Source organism: Paenibacillus catalpae (assembly GCF_900112695.1).
Lineage (GTDB): Bacteria > Bacillota > Bacilli > Paenibacillales > Paenibacillaceae > Pristimantibacillus > Pristimantibacillus catalpae.
Map to the genome: position 1 here is coordinate 495,589 of NZ_FOMT01000002.1, position 25,706 is coordinate 521,294.

The window sequence follows — 25,706 nt, forward strand, 5'->3', positions numbered from 1 at the left end:
GCGCTGTTATGGGGGTTGTCAATTCGCTTTACTAATCATGAGGAGGTTTTGAAACAGATGAAAAAGAGTTCGATTATGATGCTTACGCTGATCACTGCGCTAACGGTTACGGCGTGCAGCAGCAACAACGGAGGAAACAACGGCACGGCGGGCAATAACGCTGCAGGCAGCAATGCAGCTGCAAGCAGTAACACTAACGCGGCAAATAAAGAAAGCGAGCAGCCGCCAGCCGAGAAGGTTGAAATCTCCATCTCGTCGTGGGGAGCTCCGGACGAACGCAAGGTGTTCGAGGCGGTACTCGACGAATTCCAGAAAGCGAATCCGAACATCAAAGTTAAATTCATTCACATTCCTAACGATTATACAACGAAAATGAATACGATGATTGCCGGCAACTCAGCACCGGATGTCATCTTCACAAGCGATGGCGACTTCCCGCGCTGGGTGAAGCAGGGCGCATTCCTTGACATCACGCAGTACGTTGAAGCAAGCGATAAGCTGGACTTGAATGACATGTGGGAAGGCGGTCTGAACCGTTACCGTTACGACGGCAAGATTACGGGAACGGGCAGCTACTATGCACTTCCGAAAGATATCGGCCCTACGGTTATGTACTATAACAAAACGATATTCGACAAGCTGGGCGTTCCATATCCGAGTGCAGAGAAGCCTATGAACTGGGAGCAAGCGCTTGAGATGTGGAAGAAGCTTACCGTCGACGAGAACGGTGACGGCAAGACAGACATCTTCGGTGCAGGTCCAATCTGGTGGGAGGGCTTCGTCTGGGGCAACAGCGGAGCAGTGCTGAGTGATGACCGCAAACAATTCACACTGAACGAGACGGCTGCTGCCGATGCGATGCAATTTATTTATGATCTTACGAATACACACAAAGTCGTGCCAGATTCAAGGGCGCTGCAATCGATGAACGATGGTCAAATGTTCGAAGCAGGCAAGCTTGCGACGATTACGGGCGGCCGCTGGATGGTGCCTACATACCGCAAGCTGAAGTTCGATTGGGACGTTGCACCGATCCCATCCAACAATGGTAGCTGGACGAACGGCTGGTCAGGATCGGTTGGTCTCGGCGTCAATGCGAAGTCGAAGCACCCGGAAGCAGCCTTCAAGCTGGTTGAATTCTTCTCAGGTATTGAAGGTCAGACGAAGATGACGGAGCTCGGCTTCCAAATTCCGAACTTCAAATCCATGTCCGACGATGAAGTATACACGCAACCTGGCCAAAAGCCGGAGCATTCGGAAGTGTTCATTAAAGCTGGCGAAGGCCAACAGGCAGGTACGTGGACGTATCTGCCGAACAGCAAATGGCTTGATACCCTTAACCAAAACCTCAGCAAGTTCTGGACCGGCAAAGAATCGGCAGTCGACTTCTTCACGAAGCTGAAGCCGCAGGTTGAGAAAGATCTGAAAGAAGGCAATCCGGAGCTCTTTCAGTAATTTATAACGTGAAGCTGCAACGCGTACGCCGCGCGGACACGTTGCAGTTTCATTTTACCGGAACAAATCAAGAAAGGGGGCAGCCCTGATGAGTGCCAATACCGTCAAGCCGGCGAAGCGAAAGTCGCTCTACCGCAGTGAGAAGTGGTGGGGTTTCCTGTTTATCGCCCCGCCGTTCATCGGCGTGCTTGTATTTTTACTTTATCCGTTTGTGAATTCACTTTATATGAGCTTTACAACATTTAATTTCGGGCAACCTGCTGATTTTACGGGGGTTGCTAACTATAAACGGGCGCTCACCAATGATCCGCTCGTATGGAAGACGCTATGGAATACGTTCTACGCGGCACTTGGTGTACCGGTTAGCATGATCGTCTCGCTAATCATCGCGCTGCTGCTTGATCGGAAGCTTCGCGGCAGAAACTTCTTCCGGATGATGTTCTTCCTGCCGACGATTTGCTCCATGGTTGCGCTGGCGATGATCTGGCAGTGGATCTTTAATGCCGACTTCGGCCTGCTCAACTACTACCTTAGCGAGCTCGGCCTGAACCCGCCGGCATGGCTAGTCGATGAGAAATGGGCGATGATCGCCATTATCATCCAAGGTGTCTGGGGCGGTATGGGCGTCAGCATCATTTTGTATCTGGCAGCGCTTGGCAATGTCCCGTCTTCCTTATATGAAGCGGCTACGGTCGATGGCGCGGGCGGCTGGAACAAATTCATCCACATTACAGTTCCGGGGATTTCGCCGGTAACGTTTTTTGTCCTGATCACTTCGCTCATTGGTGCGCTGCAGGACTTCCCTCGGTTCCAGCTGCTTACAGGCGGCGGCCCGAATTACTCAACAACAACAATTGTGTATTACTTGTACACCATTGCCTTTGAGTACAGTGAAATGGGCTATGCGTCTGCAATTGCCTGGTTCATCGGCATCATTATTATGTTCGTCATTCTGATCAACTTCCTGCTGTCCAAGCGATGGGTCCACTACAACTAAGGCCCTGTTCTTACGAAGTAAGAATTACCATAAATGGCTAAAGATAAGCCAGTTAGTGTTGCAATTCTTTAGGTTTATGCTTACGAAGTAAGAATTACCATAAACGGCTTATGATAAGCCAGTTAGTGTTGCAATTCTTTTTAGGAGGGATACAAATTCATGAGTACAACAACGGCAACCGGCCGCAAAGTGAAAACAGGTGCTACGCTCGCCAATACGGTCGTCTACCTGTTAATGATCATCGGCGGTGTCATCATGGCAGTGCCCTTCCTGTGGATGCTGTCTACGTCGCTTAAGCCGGACGGCGAGGTGTTCTCGTATCCGCCGCAGTGGATACCTTCAACCTTTGCTTGGGACAACTACAAGCTAATTTTCACTGATGCACATATGATTCGAGGCTTCTTCAATACGATGATCGTAGTTATTCCAACCCTTGTGATCGGCCTATTCGCCTGTGCACTGTCTGCCTACGCGTTCGCGAAGCTGCGGTTCCCGGGGCGTGACAAGCTGTTCATGACACTCGTCGGCACGATGGTTATTCCCGGTGCGGTTATGATGATTCCGGCCTTTATTATGTTCAAGACGTTCGGCTGGACGGACAGCTGGAAGCCGCTCATTATTCCAGGCATGTTCGGTGCGCCGATGACGATTTTCTTCTTCCGCCAATTCATTAAGCAGCTCCCCGACGAGCTTGAAGATGCAGCGAAGATTGACGGAATGAACCCGTTTGGGATTTTTATGAAAATTATTATTCCGCTTACGAAGCCGGCCTTGATTACACAAGGTATTCTGTCCTTCAACGCGGGGTACAACGATTATCTTGGACCGCTCATCTACTTGAACACGCCGGAGAAATATACGCTCCAGCTCGAGCTTGCGTCCTTCTCGTCCTACTACGTAACGGAATGGACGCTTATTATGGCGGGCGCAGTTGTTGCGCTCATACCAACGCTTATTTTGTTTGCATTCGCACAGCGTTTCTTCATTGAAGGGATTGCCCTCACGGGTATTAAAGGATAGGAATTGATTTCTACATATATAAAGGAGATAGACCAACGATGACCACTTTCAAAGTAGTTGTACACACGGACTGGACGGTAGGCACGATCGACCGTCACATCTACGGACATTTCGCGGAGCATTTGGGCCGCTGCATTTATGAAGGATTGTGGGTCGGCGAAGATTCGTCGATTCCGAATACGAAAGGCATTCGCAATGACGTGCTTGAAGCACTTCGCAAGCTGAACATTCCGAACCTACGCTGGCCGGGCGGCTGCTTTGCAGACGAATACCATTGGAAGGACGGCGTAGGCCCGCGGGAATTGCGGAAGCGGATGGTCAACACGCATTGGGGCGGCGTTGTAGAAAATAATCATTTTGGTACGCATGAGTTTTTCCAGCTGTGTGAGCTGCTGGATACGGAGCCATACATCTGCGGCAATGTCGGCAGCGGCACGGTGCAGGAGATGAGCGAGTGGGTTGAATATATGACGTTCGGCGGCGAATCGCCGATGGCGAACTGGCGGAAGGAAAACGGACGCGAGCAGCCGTGGAAGTTGAAATATTTTGGCGTTGGCAATGAGAACTGGGGCTGCGGCGGCAATATGCACCCGGAATATTACGCGGACTTATACCGCAATTATCAGACTTACGTCAGACAATACGGCGACAACCGAATTTATAAGGTGGCAGGCGGCGCCAACATCGACGATTATCGTTGGACGGAAGTGCTTATGCGTAAAGCGGGCCATCTTATGGACGGTTTGAGCCTTCATTATTATACGATCCCGGGTAGATGGGAAGAGAAGAAATCGGCACTCGAATTTGACGAGCAGGTCTGGGCAGAAACGATGGCCAAGGCATTCCATATGGACGAATTGATTACGCGCCACAGCACGATTATGGATCAGTATGATCCGGAGAAGCGCGTTGGTCTAATTATCGATGAATGGGGCACTTGGTTCCTGACAGAGCCGGGGACAAATCCGGGCTTTCTGTTCCAGCAGAACACGATGCGCGATGCGCTGGTTGCCGCGATTCACCTGCATGTCTTCCACAAGCACTGCAGCCGGGTCCATATGGCGAATCTTGCTCAAATGGTTAACGTGCTGCAAGCCGTTATCCTGACAGAAGGGGAGCAAATGCTGCTCACGCCAACCTATCATGTACTCGAAATGTTCAAGGTGCATCAGGATGCCGATGCGCTTGCCATTCACGGCTCGTTCGGGGAATACGAGGGCTTCGGCAAGAAGATGCCGCAGGTGACGGTATCCGCATCGGTTAAGGATGGCGTTATCAGCGTCAGCCTGGCGAACCTTGATCCGAATCATGCAGCCGAGATGAACGTTGAGCTCCGCGGCTCGTCTTCCGGTTATACGGTAAGCGGCTCACTTCTCGCAGCAGATGATATTCATGCCCATAACACATTTGATCAGCCTAACCGGGTTGCGCAGCAATCGCTTGATGGAGCGCAATGGGCGGACGGCATACTGTCCGTGAAGCTTCCTCCGGCATCGGTGGCGGTCGTGGGGCTGACACCTAACGTTTGATGGCGCGCGCGGCTGGAAGATACCGTGGACTGCGAGTGGGGATCGGAACGGCTTTGACCGCCATGCTGCTGCTCGCCGGCTGTAGTGATGCGGGGAACAGCGGGGCAGGAAAAGTGGAGAATACAACACCGGTGTTTAATGAAGCATCTGTACATGATCCGTCCGTCATTCGGGCGGAGGACGGTACTTATTATGTATTCGGCTCACATCTGGCGGCAGCAAAGTCAACCGACTTGATGAGCTGGGAGCTCGTTGCATCCGGCGCGGCTGACGGCAATCCGCTCATTCCGAATGTGACGGAGGAATTGCGTGAAACGTTCGAATGGGCACAGACCGATACGCTTTGGGCTGCGGACGTCATCCAGCTTGCAGACGGCAAGTATTACATGTACTACAACGCATGCCGCGGCGATTCACCGCTCTCGGCAATGGGTGTAGCAGTGGCGGCTGACATCGAAGGGCCGTATAAGGATCTGGGCATTATTCTGAAGTCCGGCATGTGGGGCGAGCCGAGTGAGGATGGCGAGATTTACGACGCCACTATTCATCCGAATGTCGTCGATCCCGATGTCTTTTTCGATAAGGACGGCAAGCTGTGGATGGTGTACGGCTCCTATTCAGGCGGTATTTTCATTCTGGAGATGGATGAGAAGACAGGTAAGCCCCTGCCAGGCCAAGGGTACGGCAAGAAGCTGCTTGGCGGCAACCATAGCCGGATCGAAGGTCCGTATATGCTGTACAGTCCGGACACGGACTATTACTACCTGTTCCTGTCGTATGGCGGACTCGATGCCGCAGGCGGCTACAACATACGGGTTGCACGTTCGAAAAATCCGGACGGTCCGTTCGTCGATGCAGAAGGAAAAGATATGATTGAGGCGAAGGCGGATCCGTCGCTTCCCCTGTTCGATGACCGGTCCGTTGAGCCGTTCGGCACAAAGCTGATGGGCAACCATCTGTGGAAGGATCCGGCGGATGAGGGACGCGAAGGCGGCTACGTATCGCCTGGCCATAACTCAGCTTACTACGATGAGGAGAGCGGAAGCTATTATCTAATCTTCCATTCGCGGTTCCCGTACAGTGGGGAGAAGCACGAGATTCGTGTGCACCAGTTCTTCCTGAACGAGGAAGGCTGGCCTGTTGTTGTGCCGTTCCAGTACGCCGGTGAGACACTCAGGAAAGTCGACAAGGATGCAGCTGCGGGAGAGTATGAGCTTGTGAATCACGGGAAAGACATTTCGGCCGAACTGAAGGAATCCGCAGCGATTCGGCTAGAGAAGGACGGTACCGTGGCTGGCGCGGTAAGCGGTGAATGGGAGTTAACCGGGGAAGCCGGTCTTCATCTGACGGTGGACGGCATGGCTTATGACGGATATTTGCTCCGGTCTTGGGATGAAACAGCGGAGGTATGGACGGAGACGTTCACCGTCCTGTCGGAGGATGGCACCGCTCTGTGGGGTGCAAGACGATAACATTGCTGAAAATAGAGAGGGAGAGAGACGATGACTGAACAAAAAACGATGAAGGCGACGGAACAACCTATTATATTGCAGCGGGCTGATCCTTGGGTTTACAAGCATGAAGACGGGTTTTACTACTTTACAGCATCCGTTCCGGAATATGACCGGATCGAAGTGAGACGGGCAAGCACAATTGCGGGTCTTGCGGAAGCGGAGCCGGTTGTTGCTTGGCGGAGGCATGCGTCCGGCATGATGAGTGCAAATATTTGGGCGCCGGAAATCCATTTTATCGACGGCAAGTGGTATATCTACTTCGCCGCTGCCCGCACAACTGAGACAAACGATGGGCTGTTCGATCACCGTATGTTCGTGCTGGAGAACGAGTCGGCAAATCCGCTCGAAGGCGAATGGGTAGAGAAAGGCCAAATCAAGACGATGTGGGAATCATTCGCACTTGATGCGACGACATTCGAGCACTACGGCATCCGTTATCTCGTATGGGCGCAGAAAGATCCGGACATCAAGGGCAACTCCAATCTGTACATCGCACCGCTCGCGAATCCATGGACGTTGGCGTCGGATGGCGTCATGCTGACGAAACCAGAGTACGACTGGGAAGTGATCGGCTTCCTCGTGAACGAGGGTGCGGCTGTTGTTAAGCGTAATGGGCGTATCTTCATCTCCTATTCAGGAAGCGCGACGAATCATCATTACTGCATGGGTCTGCTTGAAGCATCGGAAGAGGCTGACTTGATGGACCCGGCCTCGTGGACAAAGTCGCCGCAGCCGGTGCTGAAGACGGACGAGGAACGCGGTCTGTTCGGACCGGGTCACAACAGCTTCACGAAATCGGAAGACGGCCAAGATGATATCCTCATCTTCCACGCCCGCACGTACAAGGAGATTGTTGGTGATCCGCTGTACGATCCGAACCGTCATACGTTCGTCCGCAAGCTGCAGTGGAGCGAGGATGGCAAGCCGGTATTCGAATAGCTATAAAATATAGCACAATAGGTCAATTCATAGTGTAGCGTCAATTGTTGTTGACTCGCTAGAGGGCGTAGCCCAAGCGAAGGCGCGGGAGCTCAACGATCAGGAACAGAATCTCTTGCATAACGATCATTGTACATCTTTTCAAATGCAGCTTTCGTATCAGGAACACTGAATCCACGAATAAAGGATGATTGGAATGATTGAGGGGAGAATGTTTGAAATGAGAAAATCGTATAAGCTGATTTTGTCCATGTTAATTTTCACGTTAATGATTCCTGTTACCGCTATGGGAAGCGGGGAAACCGCTGCATCTGGCAATAAGACTGGTGCAAGTGGCGAGCCGGCTGCACCAACGTACAGCGATGTGTCGGTTCATGATCCTTCGATCGTCAGAGACGGCGACAACTTCTATGTTTTTGGCTCTCATATTGAGGCTGCCAAATCAACGGATCTGATGAATTGGACGACGTTTACGAACGGATATACAACACCAAACAACGTGATTTACGGGGATCTATCGCAAAATCTTGCGACGTCCTTTAAGTGGGCCGGGGAAAATGATTCCGACAGCAAAGGCGGCTTCTCTGTCTGGGCGCCGGATGTGTTCTGGAATGACAGCTATGTTAATGCGGATGGAACGAAGGGTGCCTATATGATTTATTATTGTACCTCATCGACTTACATCCGCTCGGCAATTGGTTTTGGCGTGTCCCAGAACATCGAGGGTCCGTATACGTATGTGGATACTCTCGTTTATTCCGGCTTTACAGCAGGTGAGGCTTATGATGCCAACAGCGTCATTAATAAGAAATGGACAAACACGAATATCCCACAGTTGATTGAGGACGGGAAACTGAGCGGCTCTAGCGATAAATGGTTTAATAGCGATGGCACTTTCTCCAACATTACGTATCCTAACGCTATTGACCCGCAGCTCATGTTTGACGAGAACGGTAAGCTTTGGATGTCCTATGGTTCATGGTCAGGCGGAATATTTACCCTGCAGATCGATCCGGCAACAGGCAAGGCTGTTTATCCGGGTAAGGACTCCGTTACCACAGACGGCAGACTGGTTGACCGTTATTTCGGAACGAAGATCGCCGGCGGCTACTACAAATCCGGAGAAGGTCCTTACATGGTCTACAACAAAGAAACGGACTACTATTATCTGTTTGATACGATCGGATGGCTGGGTGCGGACGGCGGTTACAATATGAGATTGTACCGTTCCAAGAATCCGCTTGGTCCTTTCGTGGACGCAGCAGGGGAAAGCGCCGTACTTCAAGGTGACACGGACGTTTCGGCCTTTGGCAACAAGCTGATGGGGAACTTCCTGTTTAAGCGTGAAGTGGGCGATCCAGGCACAGGAATTGGCTACGGCTATGTTTCGTCAGGACATAACTCGTTCTATCAGGATCCAGATACCGGAAAAATGTTTCTAGTCTTCCATTCCAGGTTTCCGCAGGAAGGCGAGAACCATGAAGTACGCGTGCATCAGATGTTTATGAATAAGGACGGCTGGCTTGTCACAGCGCCATACCGTTATTCGGGCGAATCCCTTGAGAAGGTGAATCGCGAGGATCTGATCGGCGAATATAAATTTATTAATCATGGCAAAGGAACAACGGCCGACCTTGTAGAGTCCAGTTACATTACGCTGAACAAGAACAATAAAGTGACGGGCGATGCTGCGGGGACCTGGAAATCGACTGGTCATAACGAAGCAGAGCTGACTCTGGACGGCAAAACGTACAAAGGTGTGTTCGTGAAAGGGTGGGATCCTGAATCCGAACAATTCGTCATGACATTTACAGCAATGTCTGATGAAGGGGTAACCATCTGGGGCAGCAAGCAGGAGGATAAGACAGACTCGCAAGTCGTTGCGGACATTATTGCAGATTTGAATATAGGGGATACCAGCCGCGTGATTGCGAATCTGAATCTTCCTTCTGAAGGCATGCGTCATACTCCAATTACGTGGACATCCAACAATCCGGATGTTGTGTCGGCAGCAGGTGTTGTCGTTCGTCCAGACTCCGGCTCGGCTGCAACAGCCGTAACGCTGACCGCTTCCGTCACGAAGGGAGCCGTTACAAGCTCGAAGAGCTTTGACTTAACGGTGCTTCCGTATGAAGATGCCACACTTGTAGCCCAATATTCATTTGAGAACGATTTGACGGAATCAACCGGCGGCTACGGTGCTGGTACAGTAACCGGCAATCGAATTGACATTACGGGCGGCACTATCTCGTATACGGCTGGCGTTAATGGCCAAGCAGCTATATTAGACGGCAATTCCGGCGTACGCTTACCTAATAAGCTGATCGACAGCAATCAATATTCGGTATCACTGTGGGTAAAGCCCGAACAGTTGACTACCTATACCACAACCTTCTTTGGCGCCAAGGATGGCTTTAACTGGGTGAGCCTTGTTCCTAAAGGTCCTGTTGGCGATAATACGATGGTATGGTCCGGCAGCAGTGTCTGGTATGACGGGATCGCTGGACTCACAATTCCAACTGGTACCTGGACACATCTTGCTTATTCCGTAGATAACGGGACTTTATCCGTATATGTCAACGGAGAGCTGAAGTTCACTGGCTCGAACTTCCCGGATATTTTCACCGGAACCAATTCAGTCTTCAGCCTTGGTGTTAACTGGTGGGATACTCCGTTCAAAGGACAACTTGATGAACTGCAGGTTTATGAAGGAGCGCTTAGCCCGCCTCAAATAGTGGAATTGGCAGGATAAAGGGCAATAGCAGAAAGGTTGTCCCATAGGGGCAACCTTTCTTTGTTGTGAATGAGGGAAGAAACCAAGCTCTGCGAGACTTTAAGGCCCCCAAGTGACCTTAAATTGAGAAACATCTCTCGTGGAATTTGTCTATGATATCTATCCTGGATTCCAGAAAAATCAACGATATGAAGCTTATCTTTTTGTGCATTTTACCGGAGAGCAAAGGATGGAGAGCATTATAAGCCAGGACGGTCTTCATTGGAATGACTTGAATATTGGTCAGCCTGGATTGAAATCCGCCATCGGGGAAAAGGATTATTTCCAACAGGGGGCAGGAATATGTAACCATCAACGTTCGGATGCGATTGCAAAGTATGCCTTCATCGCTTACAATACTGAATAAACGTTCAGTATTGTGTCGGGTATCGATCTACTGGATAGAGGTGAAGCCATAAGTGAATAAGAAACAGCAGCAAACCGAGCAGACGAAGAGGAAAATAGCCGATGCCGCGCGGGCTTTGTTCGTTCAGAAGGGTTACAAGGCGACTTCGATTGAAGATATTGTGAAGGCGACCGGCTGCAGTGCCGGCAACATCTATTATCATTTCAAGAGCAAGGAAGGACTGTTCCTGCATCTGATCGAGGATTGGAATACCGAGTGGGAAGAGACTTGGCTTGCGAAGGAGCCGCTGTACGCGACAACGATTGATAAGCTGTATGGAATGGCTGAGCATCTGGCGCATGATCAGCTTAATCATCCGCTTACCAAGGCGGTTGACGAGTTCTTCTACAACGCGGAGAAAAATACGGAAGTGGAAGAGCGCATCAATGAGATGGTAAAAGGTTATATTGATTTTAACCGGAATTTGCTGCAGCGGGGTATCAACAACGGAGAATTCGAAACCACGAACGTAACCGGACTCGCCATTATTCTGGACAGTCTGATGTATGGCCTTAATCAGCATACGCGAAGAATGGATAGGGATGAAGCTCTGGCGGCTTACCGGCTGGCTATGGATGTGTTCCTGCACGGCATCGCCAAACCGGCCCGCTAGGCCTTTTTTTCTGCAATAATCTAGAATGAATATTCAGTATTATGACAGCATGAAATCGGGGGAATAAAGAATGACGTTATTGCTTAAAAATCGGGGAGCTTTGCTTATCCTGATGTTTAATTTATTGCTAGTCTTCACGGGGATCGGGCTTGTTATCCCGATTATGCCGAAGTTCATGGAGACGCTGGGCATTACCGGAGGTATAGTTGGCCTTCTGGTTGCTGCCTTTTCGCTGACGCAGCTTCTATTCTCGCCGCTTGCCGGGAGATTATCCGACAAGTTCGGCAGGAAAAGAATGATTGTTATCGGCATGATCGTATTTGCGGTCTCCGAAGCCCTGTTTGGGTTCGCAGAATCTCCGGTCCTCTTATTTGTGTCGAGGCTGCTAGGCGGCATTAGCGCGGCTATGATTATGCCGGCCGTTATGGCGTATGCGGCAGATATTACGACCAAGGAAGAACGGGCAGCGGGGATGGGGCTCATTAATGCGGCGATTACAACCGGATTTATCATTGGTCCCGGCATTGGCGGTTATATCGCCGAGTTTGGCATCCGGGTGCCTTTTTATGCCGCAGGTGTCGCAGGGTTAATTGCAGCATTTATCAATTTGTTTATTCTTCCGGAGTCCAGGCCAGTTCAAGAAGAAGCAGCGGATGCTCCTGCTCCTGCTTTCAAGAAACAACAGAGCGGGTTCATTACGCAATTGCGCTATTCTTATCGGGAGCCGTATTTCTTGAGCTTGATTATCGTCTTTGTGATGTCCTTTGGACTTGCTAATTTCGAGACCGTATTTGGATTGTTCGTCGATCATAAATTCAGCTACGGGCCTAAGGATATCGCCTTTATCATTACGTTTGGTTCGATCGCCGGAGCCGTTGTTCAGGTCACCGTCTTCAGTTGGATCCTGAAGACGTTCGGCGAGCGGAGGGTCATCTCCATCTGCCTTCTTTTTGCCGGGCTGTTTATCGTTCTGACCTTGTTCGTCCATCAATTCTGGATGGTATTTGCCGTTACGTTTATTATCTTCCTCGCCATCGATATTCTTCGTCCGGCGATTAGCACACAGATGTCCATGGTCGCCAAGGACCAGCAGGGCTATGTGGCGGGTCTCAACTCGGCCTTCACCAGCCTTGGCAATATTGCCGGGCCAATCATTGCGGGATTCCTGTTTGATGTGGATATTAATTATCCTTATGCGTTAGCCTGCCTGGTTCTTCTCGTCTGCTTCGCGTTAACGTTAAGCGATAGAAAACGAAGCCTGCAGAGCGCGCAATCATAAGGCTGCTTTCCAACAGCTGATGCCGGTCGTTTTATTGCCGGCGTCAGCTTTTTTTAGGTTAAGAGTCATTGAAAAATACTTGCGTCATCATTGAAATATAATGACCTAATGGGCAAAATGAGAGAAGCTGATAATAGGCAGCGCGGTTTGGAAGGAGCAGCCCATGAATAGATTCAAGAAGATTATTAAAAGCAAACCATTTATCGTTATGGCTTTGCTCGTTGTATTGGTCTTTTTAAATAATACTTCCTTATTTATTAAACCGTCAGGCGAAGCCCCGGTATTGCTTGCCCATCGCGGACTGGCGCAAACCTTCACGATGGAGGACATTCAGAATGATACCTGCACAGCGGAGCGGATCTACGAACCGGAGTACTCTTATTTAGAAAATACGATTCCGTCTATGGAGGCTGCATTGGATGCCGGAGCAGATATCGTCGAGTTTGACGTACATATAACGAAGGACGATCAATTTGCCGTTTTCCACGACTGGACATTGGACTGCCGCACAAACGCCAAAGGCGTCACCCGGGATTATACGATGGATGAATTGAAGCAATTCGATATTGGCTACGGGTACACCGCTGACGGAGGCAAAACCTATCCTTTCCGAGGGAAAGGAGTTAATCTAATGCCTTCGTTAACAGAGGTATTAGCTCATTTTCCGGATCAATTCCTGCTTATCGATGTAAAAAGCAATGATCCGGAGGAAGGCAAGCTCCTGGCTCGCTATTTGTCCGAACTTCCGGAGGATCGCAGAAGCAAGCTGGCCGTCTATGGAGGAGATGAACCTATTGCAGCCTTGAAGGAAGAGCTCCCCGATATGCGGGTGATGTCCAAAGCCACCATGAAGAAATGCTTAATTCCTTATCTGGCCGTTGGATGGACGGGGTATATGCCCGCAGCATGTAAAAACACGGAATTACATATTCCCGAGAAGATTGCTCCGTTCTTATGGGGATGGCCAAACAAGTTCCTGGATCGCATGGAGCATGCAGATACCCGGGTTGTTATCGTTGGCGGGAATGGCAGTGATTTCTCCAGCGGCTTTGATGCCTTGGAAGATTTGAAACGCCTGCCCGAGGGATATTCAGGAGTGATCTGGACCAATCGGATTGACCGGATTGCTCCGGCGTATAACCGGTAGTACCCGGCCAGGATATACAGCTCTGTTCTCAAGTTGAGCAGAGCTGTTTCTTTTTTTACAAATCCGATCAAACGGGTTGGAGAAGGAGAACAAACATAGCCCGCCAACATATGCTGATCATAGCAACACATTGTGGCAGCAAGAGAGGAGCATACGTACAGATGGGCAGAGAGTTTACGGCGCTGTTTGACGAATGGTCGGAATCTTATGATCGTACGGTTGCCGGGGAAGATGTGGAATATCGTGAAGTATTTGCGGGATATGACCGCATCCTCGAAGCAGTAGCGGAGAGGGTCAGCGGGACAGTGGTAGAGTTTGGGGTAGGCACGGGCAATTTGACGGAGAAATTGCTTAAGGTGAGCGAAAAAGTGTTCGGGATAGAGCCTTCGGAAGGGATGCGCCGTGAGGTGCTGAAGCGGGGACTCCCGATTAAGCTTCTGGACGGCGATTTTCTGGAGTTTCCGCAGCTGCCCGTTCGGATTGATGCGATTGTGAGCACGTATGCTTTTCACCATTTGACCGATGCGGAAAAAGAACGTGCGATTGCCCTCTACAGCAGTTTGCTGGCGCCTGGTGGGCGCGTAGTGTTTGCAGATACTTCATTCGCAAGCGCGGAGGAGCGGCAGGAGATTGAACAATCCGCGCTGGATGCCGGATTTTTGAATTTGTATCAGGATTTGCGCACGGAGTATTATACGTCACTTGAGATCTTGAATAAGCTGTTTATGGAGCAAGGATTTACGGTCAGCTTTACCCGCCTCAACCGTTATGTCTGGCTGCTCGAAGCGGTCAAGCTGGGCTAGATCAACTGCACATCCAGAGGGGACAGCAGAGGAGAGATGCTTACATGGCTATATATCGCAATGTCCGTGAGCTGATCGGGAATACGCCAATCGTTGAACTGACTCAGTTTTCATTGCCAGCAGGAGTCCGGTTATTCGCCAAGCTGGAGATGATGAATCCGGGGGGAAGCGTGAAGGATCGTCTGGGGCTTGCGCTGCTTAGTGATGCGGCGGAGCGGGGAGTGCTAAAGCCCGGAGGAACAATCATAGAGCCAACAGCGGGAAATACCGGAATTGGTCTGGCGCTTGCCGCTGTTGGGTCAGGATATAAAGTCATATTTGTCGTACCCGAGAAATTCAGCATGGAGAAGCAGACGCTGATGCGCGCGCTTGGCGCGGAAGTCGTCAATACAAGAGCTGAGGACGGAATGCTGGGAGCAATCAGCAAGGCCGAAGAGCTTGTAAAGACTATTCCCGGGGCGTATACACCTGCGCAATTCTCGAATCCGGCGAACCCGTCTGCCTATTATTCAACGCTTGGTCCGGAGCTGTGGCAGGAGCTGGACGGGGAAATTGATATCTTTGTGGCGGGTGCGGGAACGGGTGGTACGTTTATGGGGACGGCACGTTATTTGAAGGAACAGAGCCCTTCTGTGAAGACGGTTATCGTTGAGCCGGAGGGCTCGACATTGGCAGGCGGCAAGTCAGGTCCGCACCGGACGGAAGGCATTGGCGTCGAGAAGCTGGCTCCGTTTATGGACCCGACTTATTTCGATGCGATTCATACGATTAAGGACGATATTGCTTTTGCCCGTGTGAAGGAGCTGGCAGAGCTGGAAGGACTGCTGGTCGGCAGCTCTTCGGGTGCTGCGCTTGAGGCATCGCTAAGGGAAGCGGAGCTGGCGCCTTACGGCAGCCGGATTGTTACCATATTCCCGGACGGGAGCGAAAGGTATCTCAGCAAGCAGATCTACGGGGAGTAGAGGAGGCGGCTTTAAGTTGAAGCGATTAACGAAGCTGATTCACGGCGGTACGCCGGTTGACCCGCATACCGGTGCGGTCAGCGTACCGATCTACCAGACGAGCACGTACAAGCAGGATGATATTGGCGTTCATCGTGGCTATGAATATTCCCGCACGGGCAATCCGACAAGGCATGCGCTGGAGGAGCTGATCAGGGAGCTGGAGGGAGGAGCGCGCGGACTCGCCTTCAGCTCCGGCATGGCGGCTATTCATACCGTGCTCTCCCGACTGGACAGCGGTGACCATCTGCTTGTAACCGACGATGTCTACGGCGGAACGTTCCGAATCGTCACCCGGGTGCTGGCGCGGCTTGGCATCGAAGCCACCTTTGTGGACACGGCGGATTTGGATGCATTGAGCGAGGCGTTGCGTCCGAATACCAAAGCTCTGCTGGTAGAGACACCTACCAATCCGCTGCTGAAGTTGACGGATATCGCTGCCGTGTCTGCTTGGACGAAGACGCACGGCCTGCTGTTTATCGTGGATAACACGTTTGGCACGCCGTATTGGCAGACACCGCTTGAGCTCGGCGCAGATGTAGTTGTCCATTCGGCAACCAAATATTTGGGCGGACACAGCGATGTTGTTGCAGGGCTGGTCGTTACGGCAGATGAGAAGCTGGGCGAGGAGCTGCATTACATTCAGAATGCGGTTGGCGGAGTGCTTGGGCCGCATGATTCGTGGCTGCTGATGCGCGGGATGAAGACATTAGGGCTGCGCATGGAAGCGCATGAGGCGAATGCCCGCGCGATCGCGGCTTTTCTCGCGGAGCATCCTGCTGTCCGCAAAGTCTATTATCCCGGCCTGCCGGAGCATCCGCAGCATGAGCTGGCGAAGCGGCAGGCGCTTGGGTTCGGTGGGATGATCTCCTTTGATGCGGGAGGCGAGGAGCGTGTGGCGGAGGTGCTGCGGAAGGTGCGGTATTTCACGCTTGCCGAGAGCCTGGGTGCCGTGGAAAGCCTTATCTCCGTCCCCGCCCGCATGACGCATGCGTCGATTCCAAAGGAACGGAGAGAGCTGCTTGGCATTACAGACGGCCTGATCCGGATCTCAGTGGGGATCGAAGACCGGGAAGATCTGATCGCGGATCTGGCGCAGAGCCTGGGATAGTAGGGAAGAAGGAAAAGGGCTGTTCCGGGCCGATGCCGGCTTGCGGAGCAGCCCTATTTCTGCGCTGTAAGAATCTGTAAGCGCAAAAAGGCTTCTTACAGTTTCAAGTGAAAAAAAAGTATTAAATAAAGTGTTAGACCATGATGGCATTAAGCTAACGGGCAGTTTAGCGCAGAAGAAACGTAGTAAAAAAGGAAAAAGAAGGAGTTTCTAGAATGTGTAAATTAACCAAAATGCCTATTTATTGGAATGCCTACCCTCTCTACGAAAAATAACCAGAATGGATATAGGCTAGAATCCCTGGGATTTATATAGCTAGAGTTAAATTGGATCAGTCTATAGAGTCAAGACAATTTTGCTTAGTAATAACGAAAATGACCTTATCGGGGGACCAGATGTGAAAACCTCTTTAAAAATATTCTACCTCATTTCTGCTGCAGCAGTTGGCTTCGGTTGCTTTATAGCATTCGTGTTCATTATCTTTAATACTGGCGACGGATTTATGAGCACTGATAATGAACCGGCTGCTATCGGGGTAGCTTTCTTGGCAGTTGTAGGGGGGACAGTCTATTTATTTCTCGGACGACTCATTTACAAGTCGTACAAATATATAGGCACAGTGTTGTTAATCATCATCATTTCAGCTTTTCTATCTTTACCAATTATGCAAGCTTTGCCCGATGTCTTGGAGGCTTACCATGGATATCGTGCTAAACCATATGTGGAAAGGTACTTGGGTGAACTGAAACCGACCCTTGTCGGGAAAATTGAACCACTCGAATTCGATTACGACAAAAGCATGTCTTATACTCTAGATGACTGGGGTGATCAGATTTGGATTGAGTTAAAAAAGGAAAAAGCGACGCTATCATCTGAGGACTTAGAAAAGGTGATAGGCGCATTACCTCCTGCCAAGTATGATCTGAGGGTAATTATAAATTATGAGAATTTAAAGGATCCAAATTATCAGAATACACTCGATTTTATGATTCGTAGTGATCCAACTGATCCGCCGTATTGTGATTCTTACGACTATGAGCATAAGCCGTGTGATCAAGTGAGAGAAATTTTGGATAGCCGAGATTAACGAGAAACACTAGTGGAGGAACTGTCAAGGTGTGGCAGTTCCTCTTTTGATTTATTGAAGTAAACCAACAAATAGCCATACGACACCTGACAGTCATCATTTGCTGCGCCTTATGAATGTGTTAGTTATACGTGATACAAAGGATTTGACCAGATGGATCGACTTTGAATTGGATTATTATAGCCTGATTATTAACACAATGAGAATCTATGATCCATTGCTATGGATGTATATTCAAATCCTACCAGTGAAAACAAACAATAAAAAAAATACGTAGACCAGTATGTAGCGTAGCTCAATTTAAAATATAAAACAAAAATCAGCGTTTCCGATTAAACCGGTAACGCTGATTTTTAACCGGTACGAAGAGCGAGGAGAAGCATTCATGTATGTATAGAAGTCGTCCGACAATAAATATGTCGGACGACAAGAACATCTATACAACGAAAGTCGCATAAAGTGCGGCTTTTTTATTTATTGTATAGAAGTTCTTGTCGTGATCACAAAACAAGAACTTCTATATATTGCCGTATAAGGACAAGAACTTCTATACATAAACGACAAGAGCACAACCAAGTTCTACCCGAGCGGCTCGTGAAGAGATGATCTTCATGCTGATGCGAGCATATGGCAAGCTGTATGGCGTAGCGCAAACCGTAACGGCGTCAGCGTTCGATGATGAATCGCAAGTGTCAGCTTGGGCGGTAGACGCGGTCAGACCGGCAGCGGCGATGCAACTGATCAGAGGACGCAAATTCTGGTTAAGCTACTATCGGGGGAATTTAGTTGAGTTAATAAGGAGCAGACTGCACTTTGTATGCTCCATTTCTCACTTATCTTGTCTCTCGATGAAGCGTCATCTTTTTATGAGAAGGACAATACTTGCTAAGCTCCAGGCGGCTCGGATTATTTTTCTTGTTTTTCATTGTCGTGTAATTACGGGCACCGCATTCCGTACATGCTAAAGTAATGATCACTCGCATGATGATTATCACCTTCCTTTATTACCATATTATGTATGAGCTCAACCACGTGATCAGCACGAAATAAAGAATATTCCGGAATTCATCTTATTTTATTTAGGACATGAAAAAGCATCAACTACTCAAATTTATGCCCAGCTGCGCGGGGAACGTAGAAGAGAGTTGTATCGTCGCGGCGAACGACAAGAACATCTATACAATCCCGTGATCCCCGGGAAACACGAATTATTAAACGGGCAGGATAACGCAACAAACTCCACGGATATACGTCTAAATACTGGAAGTATATTTAGGGATTTGTAGCGTTTTGTCCAAGAACTTACAGAAAAAAATAAAGCAATTCCACACACCGTGCGAAATTATCAATATACATAAGTATCGCTCCAGAGTTCATATTCTGCTTTTTTGCGAGGGTTAATAATACTGTTTGGATGGACCGATACCCGCTCGTAGACCTCCAAAGGCAATGTCGTATGAAAGGTGGTAAAGGCAATAGCAACACTTATTGTTCCAATCGACTGGTTTAAAAAGCAAAATGGGAGGGTTAAATTCACACTTATAACCTTACTGTTAATAGCCGCCGTTGTTTTCTTCGCAATAGCTTCATCATTAATACTGGCTGCGTTCCGACTTACTTATCGTCATTGGGTCATATCGGTAGGCTTTTTCCTGTTGCTACTTTTGGTTGCCGCAGTTTCTTGTGGACTTATAGCTTGTCTACAAATGTACAAGAAAAGGTTCGCAGTGTTGATTCGTACGGTCGGGACGATAGCACTGTTGGCAGCTGTTGGCTTTGGATGTTTTTGGGGGTGTTTCGTTTCAATATTTTATACTGCCAGTATCGAGGAGCAGATGGTTGAGCGGGATGGCACAAAAATGCTTGCCGAAGTAAGTTCGTTTTTGGATGTAGATGTGTATTACTACGACTATAAAAACTGGTTTGTTCGAAGTGAAAAATACAGGATTCATGAGTGGTACGGAGACGGTGGATATAACCCACTTAAAAATGAATTAATGCCAGAACCGATAACAGTAACGTACTACGATGAAAATGGAAATCGCATAGGCGGGGCAGGACATTAGATGAGGTAAAGCCATTAATCTATCGGGAGGACTATAGCTGAATGAACACTTCGGCAGATGCTCAGATGATCGGCTATCGTTTTCATTGAAGAAAAGGGCAGGCACTAACAATATATGGTGTCAAGTGAGTACCGACATACGTGGGATATAAATGAAATATAGGGGTAGAGAGGATAACATTAATAAATGAAATATTTAACAAGGCTCATTCTTTCCGTTCGCTTGCATAATGGAAGTCACTTCTTCTTGGAGATGAACCCATTTGTTTAATTCGGCACTGTAGAGCTGTTGGAAATATGCTTCTGAGAATGTTTCCGCTTGTTTTTCTTCCTCTAAAGGTAAATGAAAGCTTACTTTTTGAAAAAGCTCGTACCATTCTTTCCGTGAATACTGGGCATTTACAAACGAACACAGGCCGCCATTGGGTGGACGAGGCGTTAAAACGGGACCCTGAGCATCATCTAGGCTGGTATGTCCGCGTTTCGTTGTTTTATGAGACCGGCAACGAGGCGGCTTTTCACGAGGCAGTCCATGAAGCGCTGCGAATTGATCCTTACGAGGCTCATTATTATTACTTGCGGGCTAATCAGCTGAACAAGAAGGGCAAGTTCAAGGAAGCGAAGGAACAAATCGAGGTTGCTCTGGAGCTGGAACCCGAGAATCCGCAAATTACAAGGAAGCATTGCTCGGGAACGATGTCGTATCCAGAGAAGTCGAGCGGGGAGCTCTCCGTTATGGCGCGGAAGAACCGATTGTGCTGATGTACTTAGCCTGGTCTGCCGCCAGACGAGGGGATTATAAGCTGCATGAGACTTATATGCGAAGCGCGGTGCGGTTAAATCCGGACGAGAAGCAGTACCAGGATGAGTACCTGGAGTCGCTTCAGAATCAATATGTACTCTACCGGATTTGTTAGTGGCCTAATAAATTATTTCGTAAAATGAAGCCTTGGCAAGTTTTCGTGCTGTGGGCAGTATGCTGGTTATTGTTCAAGCCACTTGTCCTTATCTTTATTATCCTTCATCTCGTCGCCCACTGGTCGACCAAAGCAATCGTTCATGTGAAGATTTTTGGCTGGCGCAGACGGCGGACATAAGCCTAATACGGAACCCATGCAAAAACCGGATCGATTCTCTAAAGGAGAATGATCCGGTTTTTCTGCTAAAGTCTGAATGAATTGGTAAGACAGATATGATTGACAATTAATTATCCTAAAGTTAGAATAAATAATATTAGGATAATTAATTAGCCGAAATAACACCTAGATAGGAGGATGCAGATTGTCCGAACGCGATGCAGAAGGAATGGAACTTGATCTAAAGCTAATTCGCGTATTGAGAAATATGGTAAAAGAGTTGTACGCGAGCTTGGAGCATGATATCGAAAGCTACGGGCTTAGTACTGAGAATTTTCGCATTCTAGAGCTTCTCTATAACAGGGGTCCTCACCCAATCCAGAAGATCAGCGATACCTTTGCTATTCCTAGCGGGAGTATCACCTATGTGGTGGACAAGCTTGAAAAAAAGGGGTTGGTGGAACGGATTCCTATTCCAGGAGACCGTAGAAAAACGAATGTCTCCTTAACGGCTGCTGGTCGAAGCAGCTTTGACAGTATTTTTCCAAAGCATGCTCAATTTATTTCCGAGCAGTTGTCTTTCGCGACCGACGAGGAGAAGCTCGAGTTAATCGATGTAATGAAGAAGATCGGTTACGGCATCAAAAACCGTGACAACACAGACAATCAGAAACAGGAGGGCTAAACATGGAAATAGGGGTAGATACCTTTGTGGAGACAACACCTGATGTTGTAACAGGTGAAACCATCAGTCATGCGGAACGTCTGCGTCAGGTAGTTGAGGAAATCGTTCTTGCTGATAAGGTTGGGCTAGATGTTTTTGGGGTTGGCGAGCATCATCGGAAGGAATTTGGAGATTCTGCAACCGCCGTTATTCTGGCGGCTGCAGCTCCAATGACCAAGAACATTCGCTTAACGAGCTCGGTTACCGTACTTTCTGCGGCAGATCCGGTCCGTTTATTCCAGCAATTTGCAACGCTTGACGGTATTTCGAATGGGAGAGCCGAAATAATAGCAGGCCGTGGGTCAATGGTTGATGCTTTCCCTTTGTTTGGCTATAACTTAAATGATTACGATGCGTTATTCGAGGAAAAGTTAGAGCTTTTATTGAAATTGAGGGAATCGGAAAAGGTAACTTGGAAAGGCGGATTCCGACCGGCCTTTAAGGATCTGGGAATTTACCCGCGACCTGTTCAGAGTAAACTGCCTGTATGGCTTGGCAGTGGCGGTAATGCCGGATCTGTAATAAGGGCAGGGCAGCTGGGGCTGCCGCTTGTATTAGCCATTATCGGAGGGAGTCCGTTAAACTTTGCTCCCCTAGTGCCGCTTTATAAGAAAGCAGCCGAACGAGCCGGACACGATGTGTCGAAGCTACAGATAGCCGTACATTCACTCGGGTATGTCGCAGAGAGCAACTCGCTTGCGGTTGATCAATATTTTCCGCCTACTCAGGCTTCCTTTAATTATTTCGCCAAAGAGCGCGGTTGGGCGCCATATACACGTGCACAATTCGATGCTTCCCGTTCCTTAGAGGGGGCCTTATACCTTGGTGATCCGGAAACAGTGGCTAACAAGATTCTATTTATGCGCAAACATCTAGGCTTCAGCCGGTTTTTCATGCATTTACCGGTTGGAACCATGCCGCATGAGGAAGTTATGAAGGCAATCGAATTACTGGGAACAGAAGTGGCTCCTCGCGTTCGGGAAGAAGTGGCTAAGTTGGAGACTGAAGGGACAGGAGCAAGAGCGTAAATTGTTCAATTAATAAATTAAGATAGAAAAAAAGGGAGAGAAATGCAATGCATATTTTATCTGTTGTACTTCAAGTTATTTTGGGATTAGGATTTTTAATGTTTGGTTTTATGAAGTTTGGTTCTAAACAAATGGTAGAGGGATTTAACCATTACGGTTACTCGAGTTGGTTCAGAGTGTTTACCGGTATCGTAGAAGTTGTGTCCTCCATTTTGGTCATTGCGGGGATCTGGAACGAATCATTAGCTGCTTGGGGAAGCGTAATCATTCTTATTACGATGATTGGGGCGATAATGACCCACATTAAAATCAATGACAATGTCAAACAGATGAGTATGCCAATCATGTTGTTTATTATGGGACTCGTTGTTTTTCTCATCAATTATGATGCGCTGATTTGAAATCTCATTTTGACCAAAATAGATACAGATTGATGAATAAAAAGCATTGATTACTGCGATATTATACTTGGTAATTTGATGGATAAGGAGGAATTATTCATGGGTATTCTAGATAAGAAGATTGTATTGATTACAGGTACAGGCGGAGGTATGGGGCGGGTCGCCGCTCTTACCTTCGCTAGAGAAGGCGCGAAAGTGATCGGCTGCGATATCAATCCTGAAGCCAATAACGAAACAGTCGAACTAGTAAAGAGCGCCGGCGGAGAGATGACCGGTATTGCGCCAAGCAATCTGACCGACCCGGAACAAGCTAAGCAAGTAGTGGAAGAGGCCGTAAAAGCCTATGGCGGTCTTGACGTTCTGTACAACAATGCGGCTATGCAGAGATTTGGTCCAATGCCGGATTTCTCGATTGAGGACTGGCGGACAACCATCTCCGGCGAGCTTGATATTCCATTCTTTATGTCCAAATACGCATGGCCTCACCTGGTTAACCGCGGGGGCGGCGTTATCATTAACATCGCTTCGGTTGCCGGCATGATAGCAGGTGAAACCCCTCCAATGGTAGCACATTGCGCTGCTAAAGCAGGCGTCATCGGTATGACCCGTCAGCTTGCGCTGGAAGGTGCACCTCATGGTATACGTGCGGTGGCAATCAGTTCCGGTCCGGTTCTTACGCCTGCCAGTGACCGTGATCTGGGTGATAATCAGGCGGCCCGCGCTGCAATCACAAGCAAGACGCTGCTTAAGCGTTTTGGTAAACCCGAAGAGATCGTGGAGCTTGCGGCATTTCTGTCGTCTGATCGAGCAGCCTATATCACTGGCGTTAACTATGCGGTTGACGGCGGAGCATCAGCTTGGTGATATCCAAAAGCCAAGTGAATTCATAAGATATTAATGAAAAGACCGACCTGGATTTGGATCACCAGGTTGGTCTTTGATTTATTTATAATGGGAAAAATTATAAAAGCATTATACAAAAAACAACCCCAAGATTAGAACTAAAAATAAACTCAAGACAAGAGAATTAACTGAAGATCTAAAAACATGAAGATGAATAGACTATAGACTAGATTGTAGGGAATGTTGGCTGTCGGACGACAACAACATATATACAACGGAAGCCGCATAAACTGCGGCTTTTTTATTTTTTGTATAGAAGTTCTTGTCGTGAACTCAAGACAAGAACTTCTATACAAAGCCGTATTGGGACAAGAACTTCTATACAATGCCGTGATCCCCAAAAACCGCAGCTCGAGTTATTAAACGAACGGGCAGTTTAGCGCAACACTCACTTTGATAGGCGCCAAATAAAAAAGGAAATGTCCCGTCGGAACATTTCCTTTTGGTTATCCGAATATCTTTTCCAACGCTTCTCTTTGAATTGGTTTAACATCAATAATTGGGCGAATTTGTTTTGCTTTTGAGATAGCGTCCTCTACATTTTCAGCGATACCCAACTTCAGAAGAGTACCGGCTGCCACTGTACCCGTACGTCCTTTTCCAGCACCGCAATGGAAGGCAACTTTTTTACCATTCCGATAAGCATTTACTACCTCGTCTATAGCTTGCTTGAACGCAACATGTTGGTTTTCTGGTGAATTATCACCAAGCGAGATGGGCACATGCTGTGCCTTAGATTCTGCATAGGCACGACCATCTGCCTCACCGCGTAAGTCAACGATGACATCAATATTTTCGTTTTTCTCCATTGCTTCTACGTCTGCAGCTCCACCCATAAAGATTTTCTCTTCATGAAGAGAGTGATAGTTCTTTTCCATGATGTTAACACTCCATTGCATCTTTTATTTTTTTCTGAAGCTCGTAAATGATACCGAAACTGGTGCAGAAGGAGGGGCGCAGCAAAGCGAAAGATCACGAGCTTCACCAGCTGATTCAAATTCAGAATCTTCTTTCGTGTAGAAGATCTCCCATGCGTTTCCGTCAGGATCATATACCCATACCTTATCTTGTACAGCATAACAGCAGGTTGTATTCATTTCATCAATTAACAGTAAGCCTGATTCACGAAGTCTTTCTCCCATCGCCAACACTTCTTCAGTATCATTAACCTGAAAGCCAAGGTGGTTTAACACGCCATTTTTTTCAAAAGGACGTACGTTTAAGGAGAAATGTAAGGCCGGATTATCCAGTTCAAACTTAGCGTAGATATCTTTGATTTTCGACGGCTCTGTTCCGAAGAAACTCCGATAGAAGGCAAGGGACTTTTCAAGATCAGAGCAATTGACTGCTACATGCATTCTTTTAATCGAAGCAGACATTTATTCACCATCTCTAACGAACTGTTCAATTCGAGACTTAATTGAATCTCTGACCGTGCGGAATTGCTCCATAATTTCTTCTTCTGTACCTGTCGCTTTGGCAGGGTCATCAAAACCCCAATGCCATTTGATAACGTTAGGATTCATAATGACAGGGCAGTGTTCATCTGCATGACCACAAAGAGTAATGACATAAGTTGCACGATTCAATATTTCTGGATCAATAACATCAGAGCTATTACCGCTAATATCTACACCGGCATCTTTCATCACTTGAACGGCTCTAGGATTCAAACCATGCGCCTCAAGACCAGCACTTTTTACTTCGTACTTATCTCCACCGATTGCATTCAAAAAACCATCAGCGATTTGGCTGCGGCATGAATTCCCTGTACATAGAAAATAAACAAGTGGTTTGTTAGACATTTTTAAAACTCCTTTAAATTGTAATTTTTG

The 25,706-nt window shown here is 48.3% G+C and carries 26 protein-coding genes; 22 read left to right on the top strand and 4 right to left on the bottom strand.

Annotated features, from left to right (window positions below; translation table 11 throughout):
• The first annotated feature begins 57 nt into the window (after window positions 1-57).
• The 15 genes from BM200_RS09875 to BM200_RS09945 all read left to right on the top strand — a co-directional run bounded on the left by BM200_RS09875 (window position 58) and on the right by BM200_RS09945 (window position 17,674).
• The gene (locus tag BM200_RS09875) at window positions 58-1,455 is read left to right on the top strand and encodes an ABC transporter substrate-binding protein (RefSeq protein WP_091184524.1); all 1,398 of its coding nucleotides are present in this window, start codon (window positions 58-60) and stop codon (window positions 1,453-1,455) included.
• 88 nt (window positions 1,456-1,543) lie between these two features.
• A complete protein-coding gene (locus BM200_RS09880) occupies window positions 1,544-2,452 on the top strand; it encodes a carbohydrate ABC transporter permease (protein ID WP_091184527.1) in 909 nt (302 codons plus the stop codon).
• 159 nt (window positions 2,453-2,611) lie between these two features.
• Window positions 2,612-3,472, top strand: a complete 861-nt coding sequence (locus BM200_RS09885; protein WP_091184528.1) for a carbohydrate ABC transporter permease — start codon at window positions 2,612-2,614, stop codon at window positions 3,470-3,472.
• A gap of 38 nt (window positions 3,473-3,510) precedes the next feature.
• Window positions 3,511-5,001 carry an alpha-N-arabinofuranosidase gene (locus BM200_RS09890; RefSeq protein WP_091184531.1) on the top strand — a complete coding sequence of 497 codons (1,491 nt, stop codon included), beginning with the start codon at window positions 3,511-3,513 and terminating at the stop codon, window positions 4,999-5,001.
• Window positions 5,002-5,063: 62 nt separating this feature from the next.
• Entirely contained in the window at window positions 5,064-6,473 is a 1,410-nt protein-coding gene (abnB, locus tag BM200_RS09895) for an arabinan endo-1,5-alpha-L-arabinosidase AbnB (RefSeq protein WP_175532858.1), read from the top strand.
• A 30-nt stretch (window positions 6,474-6,503) separates the two neighbouring features.
• Complete coding sequence (locus BM200_RS09900) at window positions 6,504-7,454, top strand: glycoside hydrolase family 43 protein (protein ID WP_245772968.1); 951 nt, start codon at window positions 6,504-6,506, stop codon at window positions 7,452-7,454.
• A gap of 220 nt (window positions 7,455-7,674) precedes the next feature.
• Entirely contained in the window at window positions 7,675-10,206 is a 2,532-nt protein-coding gene (locus BM200_RS09905) for a LamG-like jellyroll fold domain-containing protein (RefSeq protein WP_425434541.1), read from the top strand.
• A 121-nt stretch (window positions 10,207-10,327) separates the two neighbouring features.
• Window positions 10,328-10,594 (top strand): hypothetical protein, encoded by a 267-nt coding sequence (locus BM200_RS09910; RefSeq protein WP_091184537.1) that lies wholly within the window; start codon window positions 10,328-10,330, stop codon window positions 10,592-10,594.
• A gap of 52 nt (window positions 10,595-10,646) precedes the next feature.
• Entirely contained in the window at window positions 10,647-11,246 is a 600-nt protein-coding gene (locus BM200_RS09915) for a TetR/AcrR family transcriptional regulator (RefSeq protein WP_091184539.1), read from the top strand.
• A 70-nt stretch (window positions 11,247-11,316) separates the two neighbouring features.
• Window positions 11,317-12,525 carry an MFS transporter gene (locus tag BM200_RS09920; protein ID WP_091184541.1) on the top strand — a complete coding sequence of 403 codons (1,209 nt, stop codon included), beginning with the start codon at window positions 11,317-11,319 and terminating at the stop codon, window positions 12,523-12,525.
• Window positions 12,526-12,688: 163 nt separating this feature from the next.
• Window positions 12,689-13,672, top strand: coding sequence for a glycerophosphodiester phosphodiesterase family protein (locus BM200_RS09925; RefSeq protein ID WP_091184543.1), 984 nt, complete (start codon window positions 12,689-12,691; stop codon window positions 13,670-13,672).
• 161 nt (window positions 13,673-13,833) lie between these two features.
• Complete coding sequence (locus BM200_RS09930; RefSeq protein WP_091184545.1) at window positions 13,834-14,475, top strand: class I SAM-dependent DNA methyltransferase; 642 nt, start codon at window positions 13,834-13,836, stop codon at window positions 14,473-14,475.
• 44 nt (window positions 14,476-14,519) lie between these two features.
• On the top strand, window positions 14,520-15,437 hold the full coding sequence (locus tag BM200_RS09935; RefSeq protein WP_091184547.1) for a PLP-dependent cysteine synthase family protein: 918 nt from the start codon (window positions 14,520-14,522) through the stop codon (window positions 15,435-15,437).
• A 16-nt stretch (window positions 15,438-15,453) separates the two neighbouring features.
• Complete coding sequence (locus tag BM200_RS09940) at window positions 15,454-16,587, top strand: bifunctional cystathionine gamma-lyase/homocysteine desulfhydrase (RefSeq protein ID WP_091184550.1); 1,134 nt, start codon at window positions 15,454-15,456, stop codon at window positions 16,585-16,587.
• Between the two features lie 397 nt (window positions 16,588-16,984).
• Complete coding sequence (locus tag BM200_RS09945; protein WP_139230771.1) at window positions 16,985-17,674, top strand: hypothetical protein; 690 nt, start codon at window positions 16,985-16,987, stop codon at window positions 17,672-17,674.
• Window positions 17,675-18,507: 833 nt separating this feature from the next.
• Here the strand turns inward: BM200_RS09945 and rpmG are convergent.
• The gene (rpmG, locus tag BM200_RS09950; RefSeq protein ID WP_015844858.1) at window positions 18,508-18,657 is read right to left on the bottom strand and encodes a 50S ribosomal protein L33; all 150 of its coding nucleotides are present in this window, start codon (window positions 18,655-18,657) and stop codon (window positions 18,508-18,510) included.
• A 480-nt stretch (window positions 18,658-19,137) separates the two neighbouring features.
• Between rpmG and BM200_RS30205 the strand changes: the two genes are divergently transcribed.
• The 7 genes from BM200_RS30205 (at window position 19,138) to BM200_RS09985 (ending at window position 23,832) form a co-directional block, all read left to right on the top strand.
• On the top strand, window positions 19,138-19,740 hold the full coding sequence (locus BM200_RS30205) for a hypothetical protein (protein WP_091184554.1): 603 nt from the start codon (window positions 19,138-19,140) through the stop codon (window positions 19,738-19,740).
• A gap of 425 nt (window positions 19,741-20,165) precedes the next feature.
• The gene (locus tag BM200_RS09965) at window positions 20,166-20,501 is read left to right on the top strand and encodes a tetratricopeptide repeat protein (RefSeq protein ID WP_139230772.1); all 336 of its coding nucleotides are present in this window, start codon (window positions 20,166-20,168) and stop codon (window positions 20,499-20,501) included.
• On the top strand, window positions 20,495-20,656 hold the full coding sequence (locus BM200_RS29970; protein ID WP_175532819.1) for a hypothetical protein: 162 nt from the start codon (window positions 20,495-20,497) through the stop codon (window positions 20,654-20,656). Before BM200_RS09965 ends, BM200_RS29970 begins: the two co-directional genes overlap by 7 nt.
• A 364-nt stretch (window positions 20,657-21,020) precedes the next feature.
• On the top strand, window positions 21,021-21,500 hold the full coding sequence (locus BM200_RS09970) for a MarR family winged helix-turn-helix transcriptional regulator (RefSeq protein ID WP_245772969.1): 480 nt from the start codon (window positions 21,021-21,023) through the stop codon (window positions 21,498-21,500).
• A gap of 2 nt (window positions 21,501-21,502) precedes the next feature.
• Complete coding sequence (locus BM200_RS09975; RefSeq protein ID WP_091184561.1) at window positions 21,503-22,567, top strand: Atu2307/SP_0267 family LLM class monooxygenase; 1,065 nt, start codon at window positions 21,503-21,505, stop codon at window positions 22,565-22,567.
• 47 nt (window positions 22,568-22,614) lie between these two features.
• The gene (locus BM200_RS09980) at window positions 22,615-22,968 is read left to right on the top strand and encodes a DoxX family protein (RefSeq protein ID WP_091184564.1); all 354 of its coding nucleotides are present in this window, start codon (window positions 22,615-22,617) and stop codon (window positions 22,966-22,968) included.
• A 99-nt stretch (window positions 22,969-23,067) separates the two neighbouring features.
• The gene (locus tag BM200_RS09985; RefSeq protein WP_091184566.1) at window positions 23,068-23,832 is read left to right on the top strand and encodes an SDR family NAD(P)-dependent oxidoreductase; all 765 of its coding nucleotides are present in this window, start codon (window positions 23,068-23,070) and stop codon (window positions 23,830-23,832) included.
• Between the two features lie 485 nt (window positions 23,833-24,317).
• On the opposite strand, the gene BM200_RS09990 is transcribed toward BM200_RS09985, so the two are convergent.
• The 3 genes from BM200_RS09990 to arsC are packed head-to-tail and all read right to left on the bottom strand — an operon-like array spanning window position 24,318 to window position 25,676.
• Window positions 24,318-24,749: a protein-tyrosine phosphatase family protein gene (locus BM200_RS09990; RefSeq protein WP_091184568.1), complete on the bottom strand. Its 432-nt coding sequence runs from the start codon at window positions 24,747-24,749 to the stop codon at window positions 24,318-24,320.
• 24 nt (window positions 24,750-24,773) lie between these two features.
• Window positions 24,774-25,238: an ArsI/CadI family heavy metal resistance metalloenzyme gene (locus BM200_RS09995; RefSeq protein ID WP_425434565.1), complete on the bottom strand. Its 465-nt coding sequence runs from the start codon at window positions 25,236-25,238 to the stop codon at window positions 24,774-24,776.
• A gap of 12 nt (window positions 25,239-25,250) precedes the next feature.
• Entirely contained in the window at window positions 25,251-25,676 is a 426-nt protein-coding gene (arsC, locus tag BM200_RS10000) for an arsenate reductase (thioredoxin) (RefSeq protein ID WP_091184573.1), read from the bottom strand.
• Window positions 25,677-25,706: the final 30 nt, after the last annotated feature.